Consider the following 21509-nt stretch of genomic DNA (forward strand, 5'->3'; position numbering starts at 1 on the left):
TTCAATTAGGCGCGTGTATCAAATAGTCCCGCTCGTACAGTAGAGGTGCCTTTGTCAGCTGGACGCTGATAGACCGCTTCAGATTCCGCATAATATGACATACTCTCAATAGAAAAATCAATATAGGAAAGCGCCTGTTGTATAAGCTGTTGATTCAACTCATTTAATTTTTTCAATTCTACAAGCGTATCCGCTAGATTTTTTTGAATTTGAAGGAGGCGCTGTTTGTCTTCTACATCAAACACAAGACGAGACAACTCCGTAATATTGAGATTCAACTTAGACTTAATACCACGTTCCTGCAAAAATTCATATGCTGCCTGCAGGCGTCGCTCATCCAACTGTTCAATGTGTCTGGACATCTTCGATTCCTGGTTCATGACTAGAATGAGCTGATCTACCTTATTTGATATCAGTGCTTCTTTTTTTTGATTTCCTAATGCAATCAACTGCCCGTGAGCCTCTCTAAGCTGCTCCAGCACATCAATCAATCGCTCTAAAGGCATATTCCTTCACCTAGCTTTCAGAAGACTGCTTGAAGTAAGGTAACAGCTTCTCTGCAATTTTATCGGCATCCACACGATAGGTTCCAGAAGCTACTTGCTGCTTAAGCTCCTGAATTTTCTTAACACGGTCTGCATCACTGCTGCGGTTCAGCATTTCCATTGCTTCCGGAGAAATCGAAACCTCATCCTTGCGGCGGGACTTCTTAAGCTCCTCTTGACGTCCTGTTTCAATATTTCGCTGATATGGATTAATAGCTCCGATGCGGTTGGTCTCGTTAATTTTCATAACTTCCACCTTCCTTAGTTATTTGATATGGTCAGAATGTATCAGACGACATAGCGTCGAACATGGTTCGTATTATGCCTCACTTCTTTATTTTGTGCATGTTGCTAAAAATAAAAAAACCGATAAGCTCTATAAAGATTATCGGCGGTATTTGAAACTTTTTGAATAGCTGAATGCGTTTTTAATTCCCCTGTACTACTTTCCACGAAGTTTATCAATCGCGCTGTAGGTACCTGAGCCCATATTATTACTTTGATCCTGATTACTACTTTCGCGTACAGCCTGATGCAGGTCTTTAGTCAGACGTGTTCGACAAGAATCGCACATATGCCCTTCACGAATCGGTATCCCGCATACCTCGCAAGGATACGTCATATTGGGCGCATTAGCAATGGAAATACGTCCCTCACGTATAAATGTCGTGATTTGCTTTACAGATACCTCAGTAGCCTCTGAAAGCTCATGCATATGAATGCCCTTATTTTCACGTATATGTTTGACACAACGTTCGTATTCAATTTCAATTTCTTTAATACAGTTCTGACAGATTCCCCTGACGTTCTTAATAAACAGCTTTCCACAGCGAGGACAGTTATCCAAATTCATCCTCTGTAGCGCCCCTTTCCAATTTCCGATCTTTAATTACTTTTATCCTTACATTAACTTATAATGAAGAGCCTCGTCTAGCAAATATTTCAAAAAAAGATTTTCAGATTTTACACAATTGCACATTTTATAAGCTATCATATTAAAAGTATAAGAGAGAATGATCCATCAGCAAAAGTTTCTCTATATTTATATGCATCAATATGCAATGACATAAAAATAAAGAAAGCCCATGAAGGCTAATAGCTCAGCCTAGTGCATGTATCTATTTATCGTCAAACATTACACCGTACTTTAGATAGAAAATAAAATAAGCGCCATTCCAGTTATTTTCGGGAATAGCGCTTCATTATACAATTAAAATAGCTATATATGAATATGAGTAAATGTAGAAACTATCAAGATGAGGGAAAAACCGGGCGAAACAATCCTCAGAAGAATTCATGTTCACCTGTGCCCCGAATGACATCAAGGAAATCCTGTAGATCCGGGGGAACGGCGCCCATACGAATGCTCCGCACATGGAGTGTGGGTATTCATAAATCTCATGGACCTAACATCATCTCAACTTATAACATATCTGAAATCAAGCTAGATGCATCAGTGGAAATTTGCAGCCCAAAAAAACAAGCTATTTTACAATTAATTATTCAAAAAAGCATTGTTTTAATAGAGGCCTTCCCGTATACTATAGTCAAACGCTTGGTTTAAAAAACACACTTCATTATACATTTATAATGATAATTATTTATTTGTGTTTGTTTGCGGCACTTGCAGTTCTTGGCCTACTTTAACCAGGTTATTGATTTTAACCAGTTCTTCAACAGTCACACCGTATTTTTCAGCAAGAGAAGCCAATGTGTCGCCCTCTTGAACACTTACAGTGATTGTATTTACAGTTGCTGGTGTTTCAGTTGTAGTCGTTGCTGGTTTTGTAGTTGTTGCTTGATTGTTGTTCTCAGTAGCTGGTTGAGCTGGTGTTGTAGTTGCTGCATCTTTAGTAGTTACAGTTCCAAAAACTTTTTCTTCAAATGCTTTTTGTGCTGCTTCTTGTTGTTGAATGATCAGTTGCTCCTCATAACGATCCTTATTTTGGTCAGAGTTCGATTTTGCCATTACTTGACCTGTTGCAAGCGGACTCAACAAAGATACTGCACCTAAACTAACTGCCAACATACTAGATACTGCTACTTTTTTCATTACGTTTTTCATGATTTTTTCTCTCCTCTTTTTAACTTTAAATTTTAATTAACTGCTTTACTACTGAGCGAGACACTCCCAATGTCCGCTCTTTAGTCATTAGCTAATCACTTATTACCAATCATGTTAGCTATCAACAGATAGAAATTGTACTCCTCTTTTCCAAAAAAATCAACCTCTAAATTGAAATATTCTGTTTTCATCCCTCACTTCCTTACTTTTTGTTTGTCTCTATATTTTTTATTATATACCTCTCTCTAGCTCGTTGTCAAATCCTGCTGATTGTACGGCTTAAAAGACTTTTACTCTATCATTTAATCCTTCTTTCAAGAGAGTTATAACCTCTTTTTCATAGTTTCAAGCAAAATTTCATGGAAAATACTAGATATTTAGACTTATGATCTTGCTAAGGTCAGGCAAAAAATAGTCAAATGTATTCCTTGCTCTAATGCCTTTTCTTTCAAAACACGTGCACACGCATGCAATGTGCTCCCCGTTGTATAAATATCATCTACAAGCAAAACGGTAACGGAAAGCTTGTTCTCCGTAACACATTGAGATTCAGTTTTTAAAATAAACGACTTCATCAAATTCGCCATATTGGGGTGGACAGAAAACGCATTATTCATGGTGTTCATGCGTTCCTTTTTGGATTTAAAGCTTTGTTTGCCTGTATCTTGTGGACGAGCAAGTAAAGATAGGAAGGGGAGCTTATTCCGCCTAGCAATCTCTTCTGCCAAGATCTGAGCCTGATTGAAGCCTCGCTCTGTCAGCCTCTTCTCACTTACCGGGACACAGGTCACTACATCCACACTCCACAAAGATTGCTTGAAACGAGAATATTTATGGCCTGCAAACTCATACCTCATCGCCTGATAGGCTCGATTCATGATCTCGCCCAGCAAGGAACTATACTTTTCATTTCCACGATATTTGAACTGCCCAATCCATTCTCTCATCATCGGTGTATAGCTGGTTGCACTCCGATTGCACACATAGTAACGTACTAATCGGTCAAGCCTTACGCAATCCGGGCAAGACGTCGGACGTCCACAATAAACACAACGAATATTGTAAACCCAAGGAATTTGAAGCGAACAAGAAGTACAAATTCCGGGGAATTCGGAAAAACGCCCTGTGAGAGTGCCGCAAGCCATACATGTTTGGGACTGGCGATGGAATAGCCAATTCAAAAATAGACGGGTTGTTGGAATCATCCTCATACCAGAATGCACCTTTCTTGGTAGTTTACGTACCGACATTGTTTCAGGTTTCACATTTCCAAAAAAACTTTTTTTATTTAATGCATTTAGTGCTTCGCCTCCTTCAGGTATCCTCTTTTCCGAGCCAGTGCATTCATACGTTTAATCTGTCTAATTGCTCTCTTTTGACCTCGAGTCCATTGGGGGGATGTAAAAATAACACCTCCACATGGGTCATCCTTGGACCTTCCTGCACGACCCGCCATTTGGACAAGAGAGGCTTCATCAAAAAGACTGCTGTCCGCGTCTAATACGTACACATCACTCCGTGGAACAGTTACCCCTCGCTCCAAAATAGTCGTTGTAACCAGAACACGTATTTCAGTAGCTCGAAATAAGCGCACTTTAGCGGTTCTTTCTTCATCCTGTGAGGAGGTGCCTGCAATAGGTACATCAGGTAATTGTTTAATCAGCAGCTTCACAAGTCCCTGAATATGTGAGATTCGTGTCACAAATAGGAAAACCTGTGCCCCACGTTGTATAGATACGCGTAGGCGTTGAATAAAGGATAGGGGAAGCCGACCTTTTTGCAGCCAATGTTGCACTGAAGCAGCCCCCAGGCGAAATGGGACAGGTAAGGGATGACGATGAAAACGAACGGGAACCTTGGCGTGTGGCAGTAGACCGCGTGCAGCCTCTTTCTGCAAGGATTGCGGTGGTGTAGCAGACAAATAGATAAACTTTCCCTTCGGCTTACATACTGCTCGTGCAGCAAAGGCAAGCATAGGATCATTGTGATAAGGGAACGCGTCTATCTCATCAATCACAACCAAATCAAAGGCTTGACGATAACGCAATAGCTGATGTGTCGTAGCCAGTGTCAACTGTCCCCTTTGCCACCGTTCTGCGCTTCCCCCGTAGAGCGTCACCATGCTCACATCGGGAAAAGCAATGGCCAAACGAGGCGCTAACTCCAGTACCACATCACGGCGTGGTGTTGCCACAAGTGCCGTTCCTCCGTGGTCCAACACATATTGCAATAGCGGAAACATCATTTCCGTCTTGCCTGCGCCTGTTACAGCCCAGAGCAGAAAACGTTCTACCGTGGTATCAGGTACCTGCCGATCAGCGTTATGCCTCGCACCTTCGCCAGGTTTTGGCGAAGACTGCTTGCTGTGGGCAAGGGTGCTGCCATGCGAAGCGGCAGCATCTGATCCCCGGCGTGCAACCCTATCGCGCCGGAACAACGCCCGGAGCCCACGGCCTTCCGGGCGAAAACGTCCCCGCACTTCGCCGTGCGGTGCGGCCAAAAAGCGCAGCGCCGCTTCGGCGGCGGCACGTTGTGCAGGGCTCAGCCCCCAGCGGTCGAGTTCCGTCGCCGGGGCCCTGCCTGCTGTGCACGGCAGGACGGGTTTCGCTACGCCACGAAGCAGCAGCGAGCATTCACGGCTGCGCCCCAGTGCGAGACATGTCTCGCAGTAAGCGCACGCCTTACGTCCGCACGATGCGCAGCTCGTGCGATGCACTACCCCGCTGCCACAACGATTGCAGCGAAGTTCATGCGTACGCGCGGCAGACCAGCGCGTACGTGGTGCTGGAGCGAGGCCAGCAGCAAAGCTGAGTCGGCCTTGCAGATATGCAAGTTGTGCAGCGGATCGCCAAGTATGCTCCAAACCTGGCGCTGCCAGCAGCGCTTCGACTTCCGGAACGAGTAACTGGCGTCCTGACAACAAATTAGCCAGTTCATTCGCTTGTCGTGTTAAACACTCCCTATCCAATCCATCAATTCCCGTGATGAGACTCCTTTTTTGAATAGAACGTAAAACTCCGTCTGTTTCCCGTCCCTCATCTCCACCTTTTGTACAGGAAGTCCACCCTTGTACATGATCCCAAATGCATATATTTTCTACTCCTCCAGATAAAATTCGTTCTCCATCAAAAGGCTCAAGAGCCAGTTCACTTTTTAGCTGTGCGAGAATATAAGCCCACCACTGCCCTTTTCCCCATCGCTCCATATCTGCCAATTCCTTAAATGTTTCGCACAACTTTATCCCCCAGGACAAGGGAAGCTCATCTCCTAATAACACCCATCTTTCGACAACATTCTCCTGCCCCTCATCTTGATTCATCCACCATGTCATATCTACTCGAATATCCACAGATAATCGGAGAGTCCAATTCCCTTTATACCTCACTGCATATATTGAAATCTTCACCTTCCCCTGCTCCTCCCATTCATAATTTTTGCGGTTCTTGTTACCCCAGAGAACAGCAAAAAAGCACACTCCTATGGCTAATAGCCTGAAGTGTGCTTCACATCAAGTAGATCTCAACGAAATCCCTGTCGTCTTGCCTATGCAACTGTTTTAAAACATTTATATCCGATTTTAACCACGATGTCCACAATCCCCTATCGCTAAGGAACAAATGGGGCGTCCGCCAACGACTTGACCGTTCTAAGATCAATAACAACCTGCTTTTCACCGCCTGACTTCGGTAAGACCGGGTTCCCCGGTGAAAAACGACTTGAAATGACTGAAACCTCCATATGACTATAGCGTAGTAGCCGTGTCAGAATCGGTAGCGTATCGTCCATAGATTCATCATCCAGTACCGTCACATGTAGCGGCCTCCGGTGTAGCCAGGCAAGTATGTTCAGCGAACGCATCCCCCATTCCACACGATCTCCGTCATTGGACGTAATCACAATATAGCGAGTCGCGCGATGACCTGGAGATATTGTGCGTGAATCTTCACCATTGTGATAAGCCCGAACCGCCTGTCGTATATACATAAGATGAACGACTGCGGCTCCCACACCGTATATAAGCAATATCCAAACCAAGTGAGCCGTCACGAGGGTTCCACCTCCTCCTATAGCGACAATATATGCCGTATAACAGGAAGAGGTGTCACGGTTATGTACTGGGTTTCCGTATGAGCGGACATATCGCTCCCAAAGAAGGGCGGTACAGCATTCATATCTATTAGCATCTGCATCGTCTAATGCATGGAAAGACTACACTTTACAGCGTAACCCATCCATATTTAATTGAGTTAATAACTGCTTGTGTACGGTCATCAACTTCCATTTTTTGCAGAATGCTGCTGACATGGTTTTTGACCGTTTTCTCGCTAATGAATAAATATTCACCGATCATCTTGTTACTCTTACCTTCAGCCATCAGACGCAGCACTTCAGCTTCACGACGGGTCAATGGATTATTTTCACCTGCGACAAACTTCACGCCGGCTTCCTTCGTATGGCCTTCAGCCATAGCCCCTGTTTCATTCAGGTAGGTCATCCGGCGAAGCTGCTGAATAAGCTTACCCGTTACCTTCGGATGGATAAACGCATATCCTTCATGAACCGAACGAATTGCATTAATGAGGGACTCGGCCTCCATATCTTTTAACAGATAACCATTGGCTCCCTTGCGCAACGTCTCGAATACATAGCTTTCATCATCATGAATGGATAATATGATAACTTTGACATCCGGGAACATCTCACGCAGTTTTTCGGTTGCCTCTACACCATTTTCAATTGGCATATTAATGTCCATCAGAACAATATCTGGTTTCTCTACGTTACAGAATTCCAACACTTGAATACCATCGCCACATTCTCCGATGACCTCAATGTCGTCCTCCATATTCAAAATACGTTTAAGTCCTTCACGGAACAACTGATGATCGTCCGCTAAGAGAACTTTAATGGGTGCATTGCTAATTTCCTGATTTTCCATGTTGTTACTCCTTTCCCTTTTCCACGTTGGTTGGGATATGAATCACTATCTTGGTGCCTTGATTCTCAGCTGATTCGATCTCCATTCTCCCCTCGAGCAGTTCAACCCTTTCCCGCATACCAATCAGACCAAAATGCCCATGATCTTTGCTTTTTTGCTGAAAAAGCTCTGGCTTAAAGCCCAAACCATTATCTTGCACCACGATTTTTACAAGCTGCGCCTGATAGGTAATCTCAACAAGCACATAGGTAGGGTAAGCATGCTTGGCAGCGTTGGTCAAAGCTTCCTGGATCAGACGGTAAATGGCTGCTTCCATCGCGGAAGAGAGACGGTGTTCCTTGCCCCTTGTTTCAAAAAGCGATCTAATTTTCGTTTTTTCTTCAAAATCCTGCACATATTTCCGGAGCGTCGGAATAAGTCCCAGGTCATCCAGGGCCATAGGACGCAAATTGAAAATGACCTTTCGCATTTCCTCAAGACTGGAGCGAACCTGTTTCTTCAAGTCTACTATTTCGTCCTGAACCATCTTAAATTCCTGCTTGGCGATCATTCTTTCCACAATTTCCGTCCTAAGCACTAGATGCGCAAGGAGCTGCGCAGGTCCATCGTGAATTTCACGGGATATACGTTTGCGCTCCTCTTCCTGAGCCAAAATAATTTTCAGACCAATAAACTGCCGGTTTTTGGCCGATTCGATGATCCGCGTCACTTGTCCCAATTCACCCGACAAATATTCCAGCACGACCCCCATCTGCGAACCGATGGTTTCAGCGCGCTCGACAGAAGCCTCGACACTTTTGGCCCGCTTTTGAAGATCATCTCTTCTGGCTTTGAGATACATTTCCTTCTCGCGGAAAATCATCACATCGAGTTGAAGCTGTGTTGCCTTCTCATAAGCCTGCTTGATATCCTCTTCCGAATAGCGAACGAAGTCGCGGCTGACCTCAGTCAACCGAATGCGGGACCGCCGATAGTTCATTTCCAGCTGGTCCACCTTTTCGATCGTTTCTGCTGTTTCCTTCAAGACGCTCTGGAGCTCCTGATTTAACGTGACCAGCTCGGTCCGGGCCGTGTCCAATATTTCGAACATCTGATATTTGCTGTTCTCCATCACCTGGATGGCATTTTTAATGACTCGGTCTATGATATCGGCTTGAAAGTCCACAAATGTTCTACTCCAATCCTAGCATTTCAAGTATATATCATACCATATCATGACTGGAGGGTGATGGTCTTCGTTTCTTGTTCCCATTTTACAGTCATTCCTAACTGCTCAGAAACGAGTCTTAATGGGACTAAAGTCCTACCTCCTAGCACAATGGGTGCAACATCAGTGCTTTGACGCTTCCCGTTCAGAACAACTTCTTTTTTCCCTACGGTCAAATCCATCAGCACACCGCCGCGCATAATGGTGATCCGCTGATCGCCCGCATTCCATTTGGCTTGTCCGCCAAATGCGTCCAGTACATACTTGATCGGAACATACGTTGAACCATCGCGAGTCATCGGAGCGGCATCAATCGTGGTCGGCGTTCCGTTCACCGTCATTGATTTTTGTCCAATCGTCATTTGAGCTGTTCCTTTTTTGAGTCCTTCTGTACCGACCGTTCCCGGTGTATTAAAAGAAATATTATCAAAAGCAACATTCCCTGTTTTAGCACGCTCGTCCTGACCCTCTGCTACATTGACCACATAAAGACGCTTCAGCTTCGCCGGATACGAAATATTCAAACCGCTCATATCTGCGTTAATGGTTTTCCAGCCGTTCCAGTCGATCACTTTAGCGAGATCAATATATGCTGTTTTGCCTTGAGCATCCTCTAGCTCCACACGCAGCCAGTTCAGACTCTTATCCCCTCTGACATCAATTGAGATAGAAGTAGCCGCCTGTTCAAGCGTTTTCCCGGATGTGCCGTTCAATTGAGCGTAAGCATACATTTTACCACTGCCGTTCGTCATATCGTAGTTCAGCTCTAGCACTTTGGAATTGGCATGGTCGCCATCTCCTTGTACAACAGCCGCTGTGCCGGTAACACCTTCCACATTCGAAGTAAAATCAACCGGATACGAAACATTTTCAAAGTTCTCCCAGTTGTTTGTACTTGCTCCGCCAGCAGACAGGAAGACGACAGCGCTGAAACCATCATAGCGACCAATGGCATAGCCCGTTTTCACGCCTGCATCCACTGTATTTACCGTAAGCTGATTGTCCTTGACACTTCCCTTAAAGCCGATGAACTCCCATTTGAGCGCATCTGACGTAATGCTGACACTCTGTCCATCTTTTGTCTTTGCCGTTACCGGTACAGCGATTTTAGCTCCAGCGGTTAGCGAGCCACTTCCAGTACCAGCGGTAAGTGATGAAATTTCATCTGCTCCAAGCACCGTGACCTTGGTTGTAGCGCTGGCTGAGCCACTGGATGCCGTTAAAGTAGCAGTTCCCGGTTTGGCTCCCTTTACAGCGCCGCCGCTCACTGAAACAACAGCCGGATTGCTGGATTTCCACGTCACTTGTACTTTCGAGGTATCGAATGGATTGTAGTAATTGTCATAACCTTTGAAGGAATAGCTTCCGGTTTGTCCAATCAGCAGCGTTTTATTGCCCTTGATGGTGAAGCCTTTGAGCGTTCCTTTAGGAGCATTGGTATATACCCCCACTCCATTTACAATACTACGTTGCTCTGTGCCATATTCTGTATTGAACGTAAGCCCCGCTGTCGTATCTCCCAAATCACGAGTCACCATGGTGGTAGAGCCGCCGCCGTCAAGATTCATACCCTTCCAGACGCCAATATCTTTCATCAGCGTTTGCAGCTCACTCAAGGATACACCAACGCTGTTCCCATTCTTCTCAACAGCAATGACATAAGCGTAACGCTTGTCACGAGAATATCCCAGAGCTGTACGCGCACGCGTCCCGCCTATGCTTGTTGTGCTTCGAGAAAAAGAGGTTTTCTGACCGTCATTTACTAATATGGTATGTCCACCAATCATCATTTGAAGGTTAGAAGGATCTACTTCGCTCCCTGTCGATTTAACACGAAGGTGATAGCTTGTTTCTACCGTCTGTCCCACGGTCAGATGCGCTTTGGCATAATCAGCAGCTTTACCATGAGTACGTAAAATATAGCCATCCTGCGGAACGGTCATATTCAACGTAGCATTGTCGGCGACTTGTGTAACCACACCATTTTGTACCAATATCTCGGTGGGCGTTGTCGAACTGTTTTTGGGCCGCTCAATCGCTTTCCAAGCAGATGTATAAATATACATAGCATTAGAGTGGCTATAGCCGCCCCCACTCGTCTCAGGCGAATACGAAGCCTTGTTCATCCCCGCCAAAGAGAAGGATGACCCATCTCCAGCTTTTACTGTACCTTCAAAAGTAAACTGCTCCACCATGGGAGAACCATCCTTGGTTACAGCAAAGGCATACATACCCGTTAAATCAGACGGAGTAGACATCAACACACCCTTGGATACTTGTCCACCGATCGGCGCTCCCTCGCTGGAGGTATTAAAATAATCTCCGTTTACACCAGCAACCGCCCCGGTCTCTTTTGCCATGCCACCTGTACTCTGACGGGTCGTAAACTGTCCATTCTTCCCCGTCATGACATCCAGCTTGACGTACGGATTTTGTAAGTCCACTCGAATGATATCAGCCAGCGCTGTTCCTTTGGACCCTTTAAAACGATATTTCAATAATGTTGCACCCGAAGTAATGATCTCTTCGCCCAATTTTACAGTTGAACCAGAGGCTGCACTTGCGATTGGAGCAGACATCCAACCATTCAAGGGAATTAGAGCCCCAGTTCCAGCAACCGGACCGACCCATAATACCCCTGCCAGTGTTAACACGGCCCATCTTTTAGCAATTCCTCTGCCATTTACTTTCACTTCACTCTGTTTCTTATTACTTAAAAACATTTGGATAATAGCTCCCATCTCCAGTGTATTCAAACGGTTTTATTCCGCACGTGTACTCTATCAATAAACAAAAAAATCCTCTTATGTTAATAGACTTATTATATAGGCAAAAGTTACGAAAATCCCGTCAACTAATTCATAAAATCTAAAACGATGAATTGACGAATGCAATATCGGCGCACTATAATACATTTGAACTTATTAGTTCAAATAATACTGATTAGTTCAAAACTCCAATTATGACCCTATCGGAAGGATTGATAATCATGAATAAACAACGGGCCATCATCATATTCACTTTATCCCTGAGCATCGCAATGACCGGATGTTCTACAGAAAAAAAAGATGCCGCTCTAGGTTCATCTGCACAGCCAACCGTTGTGCGCACCGCAATCGTCAAATCCACGCCACTTCATACGGCCTATAACTTGTCAGGCACTCTTCAGGCTTATGAGGAGAACACACTGGCTTTCCAAAATGGAGGCACTGTAGCCAGTGCATATCTCACTGTCGGTACTGCTGTACAGAAAGGCGCCGTTATTGCTAGTCTGGATGACGCTGACTACAAGCTTCAGGTGGCACAGGCGACAGCCTCCATCTTGGAGGCACAGGCTGGTATTGATAACGCACAGGCTAATTTACAGGCTGCTACCTCCGCGATTCAATCCGCCGATGCCGGCATTACAGGAGCTCGCGCGAATGTTAACAAGGTCAATAAAGGCGCACGTGCTCAAGAGAAACAACAAGCGCAAGCTACTGTAGATAAGGCACAAAGCGCTTATAACAAGGCCAAGACGGATAGCGAGCGTACACAGAAGCTGTTTGAGGCAGGCGCTGCTACCGCATCAGATAATGAAAATGCTCGCCTGAATGCTACCGCAGCCCTGAAAGATCTGGAACAAGCCAAGGAATCCCTGTCCCTTTTGCTGGAAGGAGCCACAGCCGAAGATCATCAATCCGCCCAAGCTTCCTTTCAAGATGCGCTTGCAGGTAAAAGCAAAGCCCTTGCGGCCAGTGAACAGGCTGCAGCTTCCCAAAAACAAGCTCATGCCAACTACGAAAAAGCCCTTGTTGCCAAGGGGCAGGCAGAACTTGCACTTTCACGTACACGTCTAATCTCTCCTGTGAACGGTGTAATCTTAGACAAAATCGTGAATACAGGTGATTTGGTCGCGTCAGGGCAAGCCGTCTATCGCATAGGCTCCATCGACCGCCTCAAAGTACTGCTTCCTGTACCAGACAGTGAAATTAAGGATTGGAAAAAGGGTCAACAAGTAGAAGTGGCGCTCTATGAAGAGACTCGTCAAGGTACGGTGTCTAACATCTATCCTTCGACCAGCACCGACACGGGAAGGGTTAACGTAGAGATTGTTATAAACAATCCACAGCGAGACTGGTTACCCGGTCAGGTCATTAAAGCTGCTCAACAGGTGACTGACAAGAATGGGATTCTCGTTCCTGCCGAAGCAGTCATTAACACGGGAAGCAAGCCTTTTATTTTCAAAGACATTCAAGGAAAAGCTGTTAAAACCCCTGTGGAGCTTGGTAATCAGGTTGTAGATAATCAGTTGCAAATCGTATCGGGACTTCGTGAAGGCGAACGTATTATCGTTAAAGGGGCAGAAAACCTGTTTGATGGAAATGCGATTCAGTCGGAGGAAGGCGGACGCCCATGATTGAGTACATCGTAAAAAAACGAAAAATTACATTGCTGTTTTTTGTCATGCTGATTTTGGTCGGAATCTTCGGCTTTTTCCAGTTACCACAGCAGGAAATGCCGGATGTCACCATACAAAATGCCACAGTAACAACAGTCTACCCTGGTGCTTCACCACAAAAAGTAGAACAAACCGTAACTAAAGAGCTGGAGAAACGCATTAAGGAAGTTGAAGGTGTTAAAACGATTAGTTCGACTTCTGGTAACGGATTCTCCTCTATTTTAATCGAATCCAAAAACGGAGTTGATCCTCAAACGGTTTGGGATAATATGCGTAAAAAAGTGCAGGATGCACAAGCTGATCTTCCTCAAGGCGCTGAAGTGCCTGTTGTAAATGACAAGCTAACCAGCTCTTTTATCGGCTCCTATGCCCTAACAGCTGACTCTTCCGCACCACTGTATAAACTAAATGATTTAACAACAACTTGGAAAGATCAGCTCAACACCATTTCTGGCGTATCTAGCGTCAAATTCAATGGTCTCCCTGATCAAGAAGTACGTGTTCATATTGACAACCAGAAGCTTCAGCAATACCAGCTGTCATGGGGACAAGTAGCTCAAGCAATCCAGTCTCAAATTGATCGGGTTCCAACTGGTAATATTGAATACAACGGACGTACCTATCAACTTATTGTTCGCGAGACCGAAAAAGCTGATGAATTGAATCAGGTCCTTTTGACACGCACCAAAGAAGGTAATCCTGTATATTTGAGAGATGTCGGCACAACGGAGCTGGCACATCCTAATACAGAATACTTTGCCTATGTAGAGGGTAAACCGGCTATTACGCTAAGTATTGGAGCAGAAACAGGCACAGACATCCCTTCTATGAGCGAAAAGGTCAATACCAAGCTCAAAGAACTGGAGAAAACACTTCCCGCAGGTGTTCACTTTCAAACTCTTTTTGCACAAAAGGATCAGGTAAGCCATATCTTTGACGACTTAAAGCGTGAAACGATTCTTGCGATTGCGGCCGTTATTCTCGTTTGTATGTTGGGGCTGAATTTGCTCACCTCTGCATTTGTTGCACTGGCCATTCCTATTTCGGTTTCGATTGCCATTATCTTTTTGCCTATGTTCGGTATCACTCTAAATCAGATTTCCGTTGTCGGTCTGATCATCGTACTCGGCATACTCGTGGATGATGCCGTAGTTGTAAATGATAATATTGAGCGTAGACTTACGGAATTAGGAGAATCACCCTCAGTCGCAGCTGTAAAAGGTACCAAAGTGGTCATGCTTTCTATTTTGGTTGCAACTCTGGCCACCATCTCCGCTTTCGCGCCATTGTTGTTTCTTCCTGGAAATGTAGGTGCCTTTATTAAACCCATTCCTGCTATTGTCTCCCTGACCATGCTTGCCTCTATGATTATGTCGCTCACCATCATCCCTATTTTTCGAGAATGGTATGAGAAGCGCAGACAGGCTCGTCACCCTCAGGGTAAATCTAAACCAGCAGGCTTGCTCGGCCAGCAGATTCATTCTTTAAACAAGCTCTATTCACAAAAACTGATGCCTAAGGTCATTCAGCGTCCCTTGTTGACAGCCATGGTCGGACTCATGCTTGGAACAGCCGCCTATGGATTAGTTCCCTTTACCTCAGTTGAACTTTTTCCTGAGTCGGAAGATCCTCATGTTTCACTAAATGTAAAAATGCCTGTAGGCACTTCAATTGCGGAAACCGACCAGGTCGTTAAAGACCTTGCAGGCTGGGTGAAAAAGCAACCTGAAACTTCCAAGGTCGTCTACAGCGCTGGAGGGACTGCCCCACAACTTTTTAGTGACATTAATAGTTCGGGTGGAAATATTAGTTATAACGAAACGGTGGGGCAGATTGCTGTCGTCGGCAAAGAAAACGTATTCGATCTCAATACGACAGTTGATGCTTGGGAACAACATGTTAAGAAATCCTACCCTGGAGTTACAGTTACGATGTATGTTCCTCGTCTCGGGATTCCAGTGGGTAAGCCCGTTTCTATTCGTATCTCAGGTCAGGATCTGAATGAACTGCAAACCATTGCCCAGAAGGCAAAGGAGCAGATCGCGACAGTAGAGGGCACAACAGGCATCGTGGATGATATAGGAATTGAACGATATGCACTGGAGCTTGAGGTCAACAAACAAGCGATGGATCAATACCTGGTAAGTTACACAGATTTGACTCGCACCCTGCTTCTATTAAAAGAAGGAGCCCAAGTCAGCCAATTTGATACTGGAAACAGTCTGGTAGATATTAAAATGTATTTGAATCACAGCGACGAGAAGCCAAGTAAGCTTTTCCAACAATTAAGTGTAGTTAATGCAGCTGGTAAGCAAATTCCATTAAACCAGCTTGTCCAGATTAAGCCGTCATTTGCTATTCAGCAAATCAAGCATTACAATATGGAGCGGACGATTACGGTGGAAGCCGATTTGAACGGACGAACTGCAAGCGAAGCGATGGTTGATGTTGAAAGTAAGCTGGCACAAATGAAGTTCCCAGAAGGCTACAAATGGGAGGTTGGTGGGGAAACCTCTGACCAATCGACCATATTCAAGGACTTAGGACAGCTGGCGATCGTTGTAGTCTTGCTCATTTTACTCTTGATTACTATGCAATTTTATTCTCTCTCCATTCCTATTATTATTATGACGACCGTGTACCTGGCAGCAGCCGGCGGGATTATTGGTATTTTCTTGACCGGTATGCCTATTGGTTTTATGAGCATCATGGGAATTATTGCACTCGCGGGCATTGTTGTGCGGAATGGGATTGTGTTAATTGAATTTATCGAGGATGCACGACATGAAGGAATGGAATTAAAGGAAGCCGTAATACAGGCGGCCGCTGCTCGCTTCAGACCGATTTTATTGACATCTTTGGCAGCTATTGTAGGTATGATTCCATTAGCACTATTGGGAAGCCTGCTCTTTAAACCACTGGCGTTTACCGTCATTTTCGGTTTGTTATTCTCGACCTTGTTAACCTTGTTTGTCGTGCCGTCCTTGTATATGATCATGGCCAAGTACAAGATGCGCCGTCAACTCAAAAAACAGCAGCACACAGTTATCACACGTGACCAACCTTTGTGATGTATGAAGTGAATTCGATGTTGTCGAGTTGGCCGGTCCCTAGGGGGAAGTATGTATGGAAAGTAAAAAAAATGATATTTTACAGGCGGCCATTCGGCTGTTCTCCAGAAAAGGCTATTATTCAACATCTGTTGAAGAAATAGCCAAAGAAAGTGGGATGGCGAAAGCATCCTTCTATAAATATTTTCAAGGAAAAGAAGAACTCCCTCTAGAAATGTGTATCATTCTGGAAAATAACATTGAACAAGACATCCGGGCTCTCTACAGCAAACCTAATCTTTCTAAGCACGATAAACTGCACGGTTTTATTGTACTTTACTTGAAAAATCTCGTTGAAAACAAAGTGTATCTCATGATGGATCTTCCTGAGCCTTCCATGCTTATTTTTCAGAATGAACAACTCAATTACGCATTCGAGAATCATGAATACAAATTGTACAGATGGGTTCGCGACTGCCTGATTGATATTTTTGGACCGAGCATTGAAGATCATGCATGGGATATGACCTTTGTACTTAAAAGCATTGTGTTTGAATATATTCGCTTCTTTGCCGATCGGATGGATGATGAAACGATTGAACATCTAACACAGTTTATTATCTTCTTATCCAGTTCCTTGGCAACCAGCCTGAACAATGCTGATTCAGCTCCACATTTGTTCTGGAGCAAGCAAGGCTGGTTACCTGAAAGTGCTCTAAGTAATCCCTTTGACCAAGGCCGTCAAATTAACAGCCTTCTCCACTCCTTGGAAGACAGTATACTGCTGTCTTCGTGGAGTTCAGAGGAGAAACAAGAGTGTCAGCAAATCTACGCTCATTTAAAGGAAGAGGCTCTGAAATCGAACCCTCAAAAAGGCCTCCTGAAAGCCCTTTTTGCGTATTTGGAGCAGTACAAGGAACTGCAAAAGGTTTGTCGTTTACTTAAAAATTTATTGGACCATGCACCGATATCCGAGTAGTCACTCAGTATTCGGTACTTCGGTGCAATTCATACTTAACAGCGAAACACATCAAAAAAGACTGTTCATGCAAAGCATGAAACAGTCTTTTTGGGTTATTGCTTTTATTTTGATAATATACGAGGAATTACAGCCCCGCTTGTTCTTTTAGAATTTCAGCTTTATCTACGCTCTCCCATGGTACATCCAAATCTGTACGGCCAAAGTGACCGTAGGCAGCAGTTTGCTTATAAATTGGACGACGCAGATCCAACATGCGAATGATGCCTGTTGGGCGCAGATCAAAGTTATTTCGGATCAATTCAACTAGCTTCTCATCGCTTACTTTACCCGTACCGTATGTATCGACGTTAATCGAAACAGGCGTAGCTACACCAATGGCATAAGCAAGCTGAATTTCCACTTTGTCTGCCAATCCAGCTGCCACGAGGTTTTTCGCTACATAACGAGCAGCGTAAGCAGCGGAACGGTCCACCTTGGTCGGATCTTTACCGGAGAATGCTCCCCCGCCGTGACGCGCATAACCACCATACGTATCCACAATAATTTTACGGCCTGTCAGACCTGCATCTCCTTGAGGACCACCGATAACAAAGCGTCCTGTCGGATTAATGTAATATTTGGTTTGCTCATCCAGTAATTCGGCAGGAACAACTGGCAAAATAACTTTTTCTTTGATGTCTGCTTGAATTTGCTCCAAAGTAGTATCTTCCGCATGCTGCGTAGAAACCACAATAGCATCAATACGAACAGGTTTACCATTTTCATACTCTACCGTTACTTGAGTTTTACCGTCTGGACGAAGATAATTCAGTGTTCCATCCTTACGCACTTCAGACAAGCGTCGTGCAATACGGTGAGACATAGCGATAGGCAAAGGCATCAACTCAGGTGTCTCGTTCGTAGCAAAACCAAACATCAATCCTTGATCCCCAGCCCCAATGTTTTCCGTTTCTTTATCTACTTCAGCAGGATCACGGCTTTCCAAGGCAGCATTAACCCCTTGAGCAATGTCCGGCGACTGTTCATTCAAAGAAGTCAATACAGCGCAAGTATTATAATCGAAACCGTATTTCGCACGTGTATAGCCAATTTCCTTAATCGTATTACGTACAATGGATGGAATATCCACGTATTCCGATTTGGAGCTGATTTCACCAATGACGAGAACGAGACCAGTAGCTACCGATACTTCACATGCTACCCGTGCATTAGGGTCATTAGCCAGAAAGGCGTCCAATACAGCATCGGATATCTGATCACAGATTTTATCCGGATGGCCTTCTGTTACAGACTCGGACGTGAACAAATGGCGGCCTTTTACAGACATGAATTTCAACCTCCCACAATTAAAATACATGAGGATTTATTAAAAAATCCTGACATGGCAATGGCATTATTCAGATACCTTCAAGCCAACAAATGGCGGAAGATATCTTGTTACCTTATTAATAAAAAATGAACCTTTTCCGGTAGGAAAAGGTTGCGTACAAGCCTCAAATGCCATGATATCCTATTTAAAACAAGGTGTCAATTCGTGCAGCCTAATTACAACATTCGAAATTGAGGTAAGTTTACATGCAAATCATTTTCGATTCACATGTAAATAACCCCAATTTATACGCTACTATATGATCAAAAACTGTAGAAATTATTGCTATTTACAATGTACCAAATTCAGATAAGCTTCGTTCAGCAGATTGTATCAGTCGCTTAGTAATTTCACCACCAACTGAACCGTTCTGTCTTGAAGTCAAATCACGCCATGCTACATTTTGGCCCCCCGCAAACTCCCCCAATTCTGCAGCAAATTCACTGTCAGCATTGGGATGTATATGAGTATATTGAGGATTATAAACTGGTAGCCCAAACTCAGCAGCGATTTCATACTTCAAATCATCTAACCTGGCACGGCTTTCGGGAATTAATCGTCTTTGACCTCTTGACGCCATCGTATACACCCTCCACTAAACATATTGTCTTTCATGGGGTTAGTGTGCAGCGATTAGGTTCAATTTAGCCAAGAACAATTTGCTATCCCAAGCAGTATTTAAGAAAAAGAGCCACCGAAAGCAACTTATATACAAAAACAGTTTACTGAACAGTATAACCGCCTCGTACCATAACGACCAGACCAAACTTCTGACCTTCTTTTACTTGAATACCTCTTCCTTCTCTAGGAAAGGATAATAAATGATTTTTTTCGACAGCCTGATTATGGACAATTTCCGTTCCAGAAGTAATATCAATAGCACCACTGGCATCCATACTATACACAACAGCATAACCATTACGTAAAATAAACTCTGACCCTGCTTTGGCAATCAGTTTTTGACCAGGCTTTACATCAACTACCTTTAAAGCCTCTGTCTGCTCTGGTGTGGAAGTTTTTCCTGCACCAGAAGCTCCTGACGCTGTTGTGTTAGAAGTAGCGTTTGTTGTTGGAGTAGTCGAACTAGTCGTTTTACTACTCGTATTACTTGCTGGTGTTCCACCTTTAATTGCCTGAGCAATTTTTTGGTCAACATAGCTTTTGGTTACGACTGGATCATCAGCTGTGCCAGGTTGTCCAGAACTGGAGGCACCATTAACTGAATTGTTCATTAAGGAACCAGCAACAATTCCTCCACCAAGTAAAACAGCAGCCAGCGATACTTTATAGCGTGATTTCATGAAGTCCTCCTACAGCAGGTTATAGCAAGTATAGTTAAGTTTTAATTATTGTGCGCTAGCTCCAGAAGAACCCTGCATAGCCCAAGGCTTATCAAAAGCCAACTTCAAAGTATCAATATTTGTAACTATATCTTCGGCCTGTTGCTCAGCAGTAGTGACTTTCAAATTAGCTTCATAAACCTGAAGCTCTGTAGCCAACCCAACATCAAATTGCTTCTTAGCCATATCTGCCGCACTTCTAGCACTCACCAAACCAGCTTGAATCTGTGAATATTGACTTTCCAATGCTTTGATGTTGTTATAGATTGTTCTTACTGCTTCTTCGAGTTGTCTCTTTGTACCCTCTGTTGCATACTGAGCTTTCTCAACATTAAGCTGTTCGGCTTCGTAAGGTGTGTTACCTGGCGTACTAAAATTGTAGAGCTTCAAGCTCAATTCAGCCAAATCCACTTTTTGCTCACTTAACCAAATGGCAGTGCTGCTAGTAAGTACTTGGCTTACTTTAGTTTCCACATTATCTTTAAACTCTGAATAAACAGGTTTATCCTTTAATTCATAACGGTGCTCAGGTTTGTAACCAATCACTTGGTTCAAGGATACATACGCACTATCTAAATCTTTTTTTGCCTTCTCTAAAGCAGCTTGATTTTGAGTCACCTGATTAGTTGCTTGCGTAACCTCATAATCACTCGACATTTGGTTATCTCTTTTAATTTGTGCAACTTTCAGCTTGCGCTCAGCATCTTCAATATTCAAAGCAGCCAGTTTAACGGCATTCTGCTTTTGAAGAAGCTTATTGTAAAGATCCTTCACATTGTACTCAATGCCTTCTTTGGTCATATCCAAGTTCTTTTTAGCAGCCTCATAATTAAGGTTCGTTTGAGCATAACCTTTGAAAGCCTTATCTTGACCTTCATCACCTGCTTCTGCTGGGACAAAGTCAATATTCTTGCCTGCTTCTTTCATTATTTTTCCAGCTTGATCGATATTGGTTGTAGCTGTTTTAACTGAAGTACTATCAGCTACAGCCAGTTTAACGGCATCATTATAGGTCAAAGAATCATTATAGTAGGTATCATAAGTAACTTGGGTCACAGGAGCTACGAGAGGCTTACTGGACAAACTATTGGTTTGATCGCCTGTAGTGCTACCACTAGCTTGATTGGAAATGGTTACTGTTCGTGTAGTCTGATCCCAATTTACTTTGGCGCCTAATGATTGGCTCACAAAACGTAAAGGAACGAGTACTTGACCCTTTTGAATTTGAGTTGCTGCATCGAGTTGTACAGGATTACTATTTTTATAAGCAAGCTTGGAACCAACATTCAAATCCAATGTATCTTCATTTTTAGAAGCAGTTACTTTTTTAGCTTTGCTGTCCCAATCGACTTTCGCACCCAAGCTTTCAAAAACACCACGGAGAGGCACCAAGGTTGTATTTTGACTAACAACTGGGGACTGGGTATATTGCTGTGTTACACCGTTAATAATAACCTTTATATCACCTGGTTGAGCTCCTGCAAGACTGGCGAACGCAGAAGAAAGAACCAATGTGGACAGTACTGCCACTCCAAAACGTTTCATAATTTCTCTCCTTTGTCAATAAGACT

The 21509-nt window shown here is 44.0% G+C and carries 17 protein-coding genes; 3 read left to right on the forward strand and 14 right to left on the reverse strand.

From position 1 onward, the window contains the following. Positions 1 to 5: 5 nt before the first annotated feature. The 10 genes from ACUYLD_RS14705 to ACUYLD_RS14750 form a co-directional block, all read right to left on the reverse strand. Positions 6 to 506, reverse strand: a complete 501-nt coding sequence (locus ACUYLD_RS14705) for a flagellar protein FlgN (protein WP_446675385.1) — start codon at positions 504 to 506, stop codon at positions 6 to 8. A 10-nt stretch (positions 507 to 516) separates the two neighbouring features. Continuing rightward, a complete protein-coding gene (gene flgM, locus ACUYLD_RS14710; RefSeq protein ID WP_039271505.1) occupies positions 517 to 792 on the reverse strand; it encodes a flagellar biosynthesis anti-sigma factor FlgM in 276 nt (91 codons plus the stop codon). 195 nt (positions 793 to 987) lie between these two features. Further along, positions 988 to 1398 (reverse strand): TIGR03826 family flagellar region protein, encoded by a 411-nt coding sequence (locus tag ACUYLD_RS14715; protein WP_044648603.1) that lies wholly within the window; start codon positions 1396 to 1398, stop codon positions 988 to 990. A gap of 744 nt (positions 1399 to 2142) precedes the next feature. Beyond that, positions 2143 to 2610, reverse strand: a complete 468-nt coding sequence (locus ACUYLD_RS14720) for a LysM peptidoglycan-binding domain-containing protein (RefSeq protein WP_446675386.1) — start codon at positions 2608 to 2610, stop codon at positions 2143 to 2145. A 383-nt stretch (positions 2611 to 2993) separates the two neighbouring features. After that, positions 2994 to 3593, reverse strand: a complete 600-nt coding sequence (locus ACUYLD_RS14725) for a ComF family protein (RefSeq protein WP_446675387.1) — start codon at positions 3591 to 3593, stop codon at positions 2994 to 2996. A gap of 314 nt (positions 3594 to 3907) precedes the next feature. After that, complete coding sequence (locus ACUYLD_RS14730) at positions 3908 to 6016, reverse strand: DEAD/DEAH box helicase (RefSeq protein WP_446675388.1); 2109 nt, start codon at positions 6014 to 6016, stop codon at positions 3908 to 3910. A 200-nt stretch (positions 6017 to 6216) separates the two neighbouring features. Further along, a complete protein-coding gene (locus ACUYLD_RS14735) occupies positions 6217 to 6657 on the reverse strand; it encodes a hypothetical protein (protein WP_446675389.1) in 441 nt (146 codons plus the stop codon). Positions 6658 to 6826: 169 nt separating this feature from the next. After that, complete coding sequence (locus tag ACUYLD_RS14740) at positions 6827 to 7549, reverse strand: response regulator (RefSeq protein WP_007432713.1); 723 nt, start codon at positions 7547 to 7549, stop codon at positions 6827 to 6829. Between the two features lie 4 nt (positions 7550 to 7553). Beyond that, a complete protein-coding gene (locus tag ACUYLD_RS14745) occupies positions 7554 to 8714 on the reverse strand; it encodes a sensor histidine kinase (RefSeq protein WP_013312293.1) in 1161 nt (386 codons plus the stop codon). 47 nt (positions 8715 to 8761) lie between these two features. Then, positions 8762 to 11479, reverse strand: a complete 2718-nt coding sequence (locus tag ACUYLD_RS14750; protein WP_446675390.1) for a stalk domain-containing protein — start codon at positions 11477 to 11479, stop codon at positions 8762 to 8764. A gap of 266 nt (positions 11480 to 11745) precedes the next feature. Here ACUYLD_RS14750 and ACUYLD_RS14755 point away from each other — a divergent pair, with 266 nt between their 5' ends. From ACUYLD_RS14755 to ACUYLD_RS14765, 3 genes are read left to right on the forward strand one after another with little or no spacing between them, the layout of a single operon-like run. Further along, positions 11746 to 13155, forward strand: a complete 1410-nt coding sequence (locus ACUYLD_RS14755; RefSeq protein ID WP_254328265.1) for an efflux RND transporter periplasmic adaptor subunit — start codon at positions 11746 to 11748, stop codon at positions 13153 to 13155. Further along, entirely contained in the window at positions 13152 to 16268 is a 3117-nt protein-coding gene (locus ACUYLD_RS14760; RefSeq protein ID WP_446675391.1) for an efflux RND transporter permease subunit, read from the forward strand. Before ACUYLD_RS14755 ends, ACUYLD_RS14760 begins: the two co-directional genes overlap by 4 nt. A gap of 55 nt (positions 16269 to 16323) precedes the next feature. Then, positions 16324 to 17226, forward strand: coding sequence for a TetR/AcrR family transcriptional regulator (locus tag ACUYLD_RS14765; protein WP_446675392.1), 903 nt, complete (start codon positions 16324 to 16326; stop codon positions 17224 to 17226). Between the two features lie 127 nt (positions 17227 to 17353). Here the strand turns inward: ACUYLD_RS14765 and metK are convergent, their stop codons facing one another. The 4 genes from metK to ACUYLD_RS14785 all read right to left on the reverse strand — a co-directional run bounded on the left by metK (position 17354) and on the right by ACUYLD_RS14785 (position 21483). Next, complete coding sequence (gene metK / locus ACUYLD_RS14770) at positions 17354 to 18556, reverse strand: methionine adenosyltransferase (protein ID WP_013312298.1); 1203 nt, start codon at positions 18554 to 18556, stop codon at positions 17354 to 17356. 331 nt (positions 18557 to 18887) lie between these two features. After that, positions 18888 to 19178, reverse strand: a complete 291-nt coding sequence (locus ACUYLD_RS14775; RefSeq protein ID WP_061831635.1) for an alpha/beta-type small acid-soluble spore protein — start codon at positions 19176 to 19178, stop codon at positions 18888 to 18890. 142 nt (positions 19179 to 19320) lie between these two features. Next, on the reverse strand, positions 19321 to 19899 hold the full coding sequence (locus ACUYLD_RS14780; RefSeq protein WP_446675393.1) for a hypothetical protein: 579 nt from the start codon (positions 19897 to 19899) through the stop codon (positions 19321 to 19323). A gap of 45 nt (positions 19900 to 19944) precedes the next feature. Further along, positions 19945 to 21483 carry a stalk domain-containing protein gene (locus tag ACUYLD_RS14785; RefSeq protein ID WP_446675394.1) on the reverse strand — a complete coding sequence of 513 codons (1539 nt, stop codon included), beginning with the start codon at positions 21481 to 21483 and terminating at the stop codon, positions 19945 to 19947. Positions 21484 to 21509 lie beyond the last annotated feature (26 nt).

The organism is Paenibacillus sp. SER-28 (assembly GCF_052906305.1).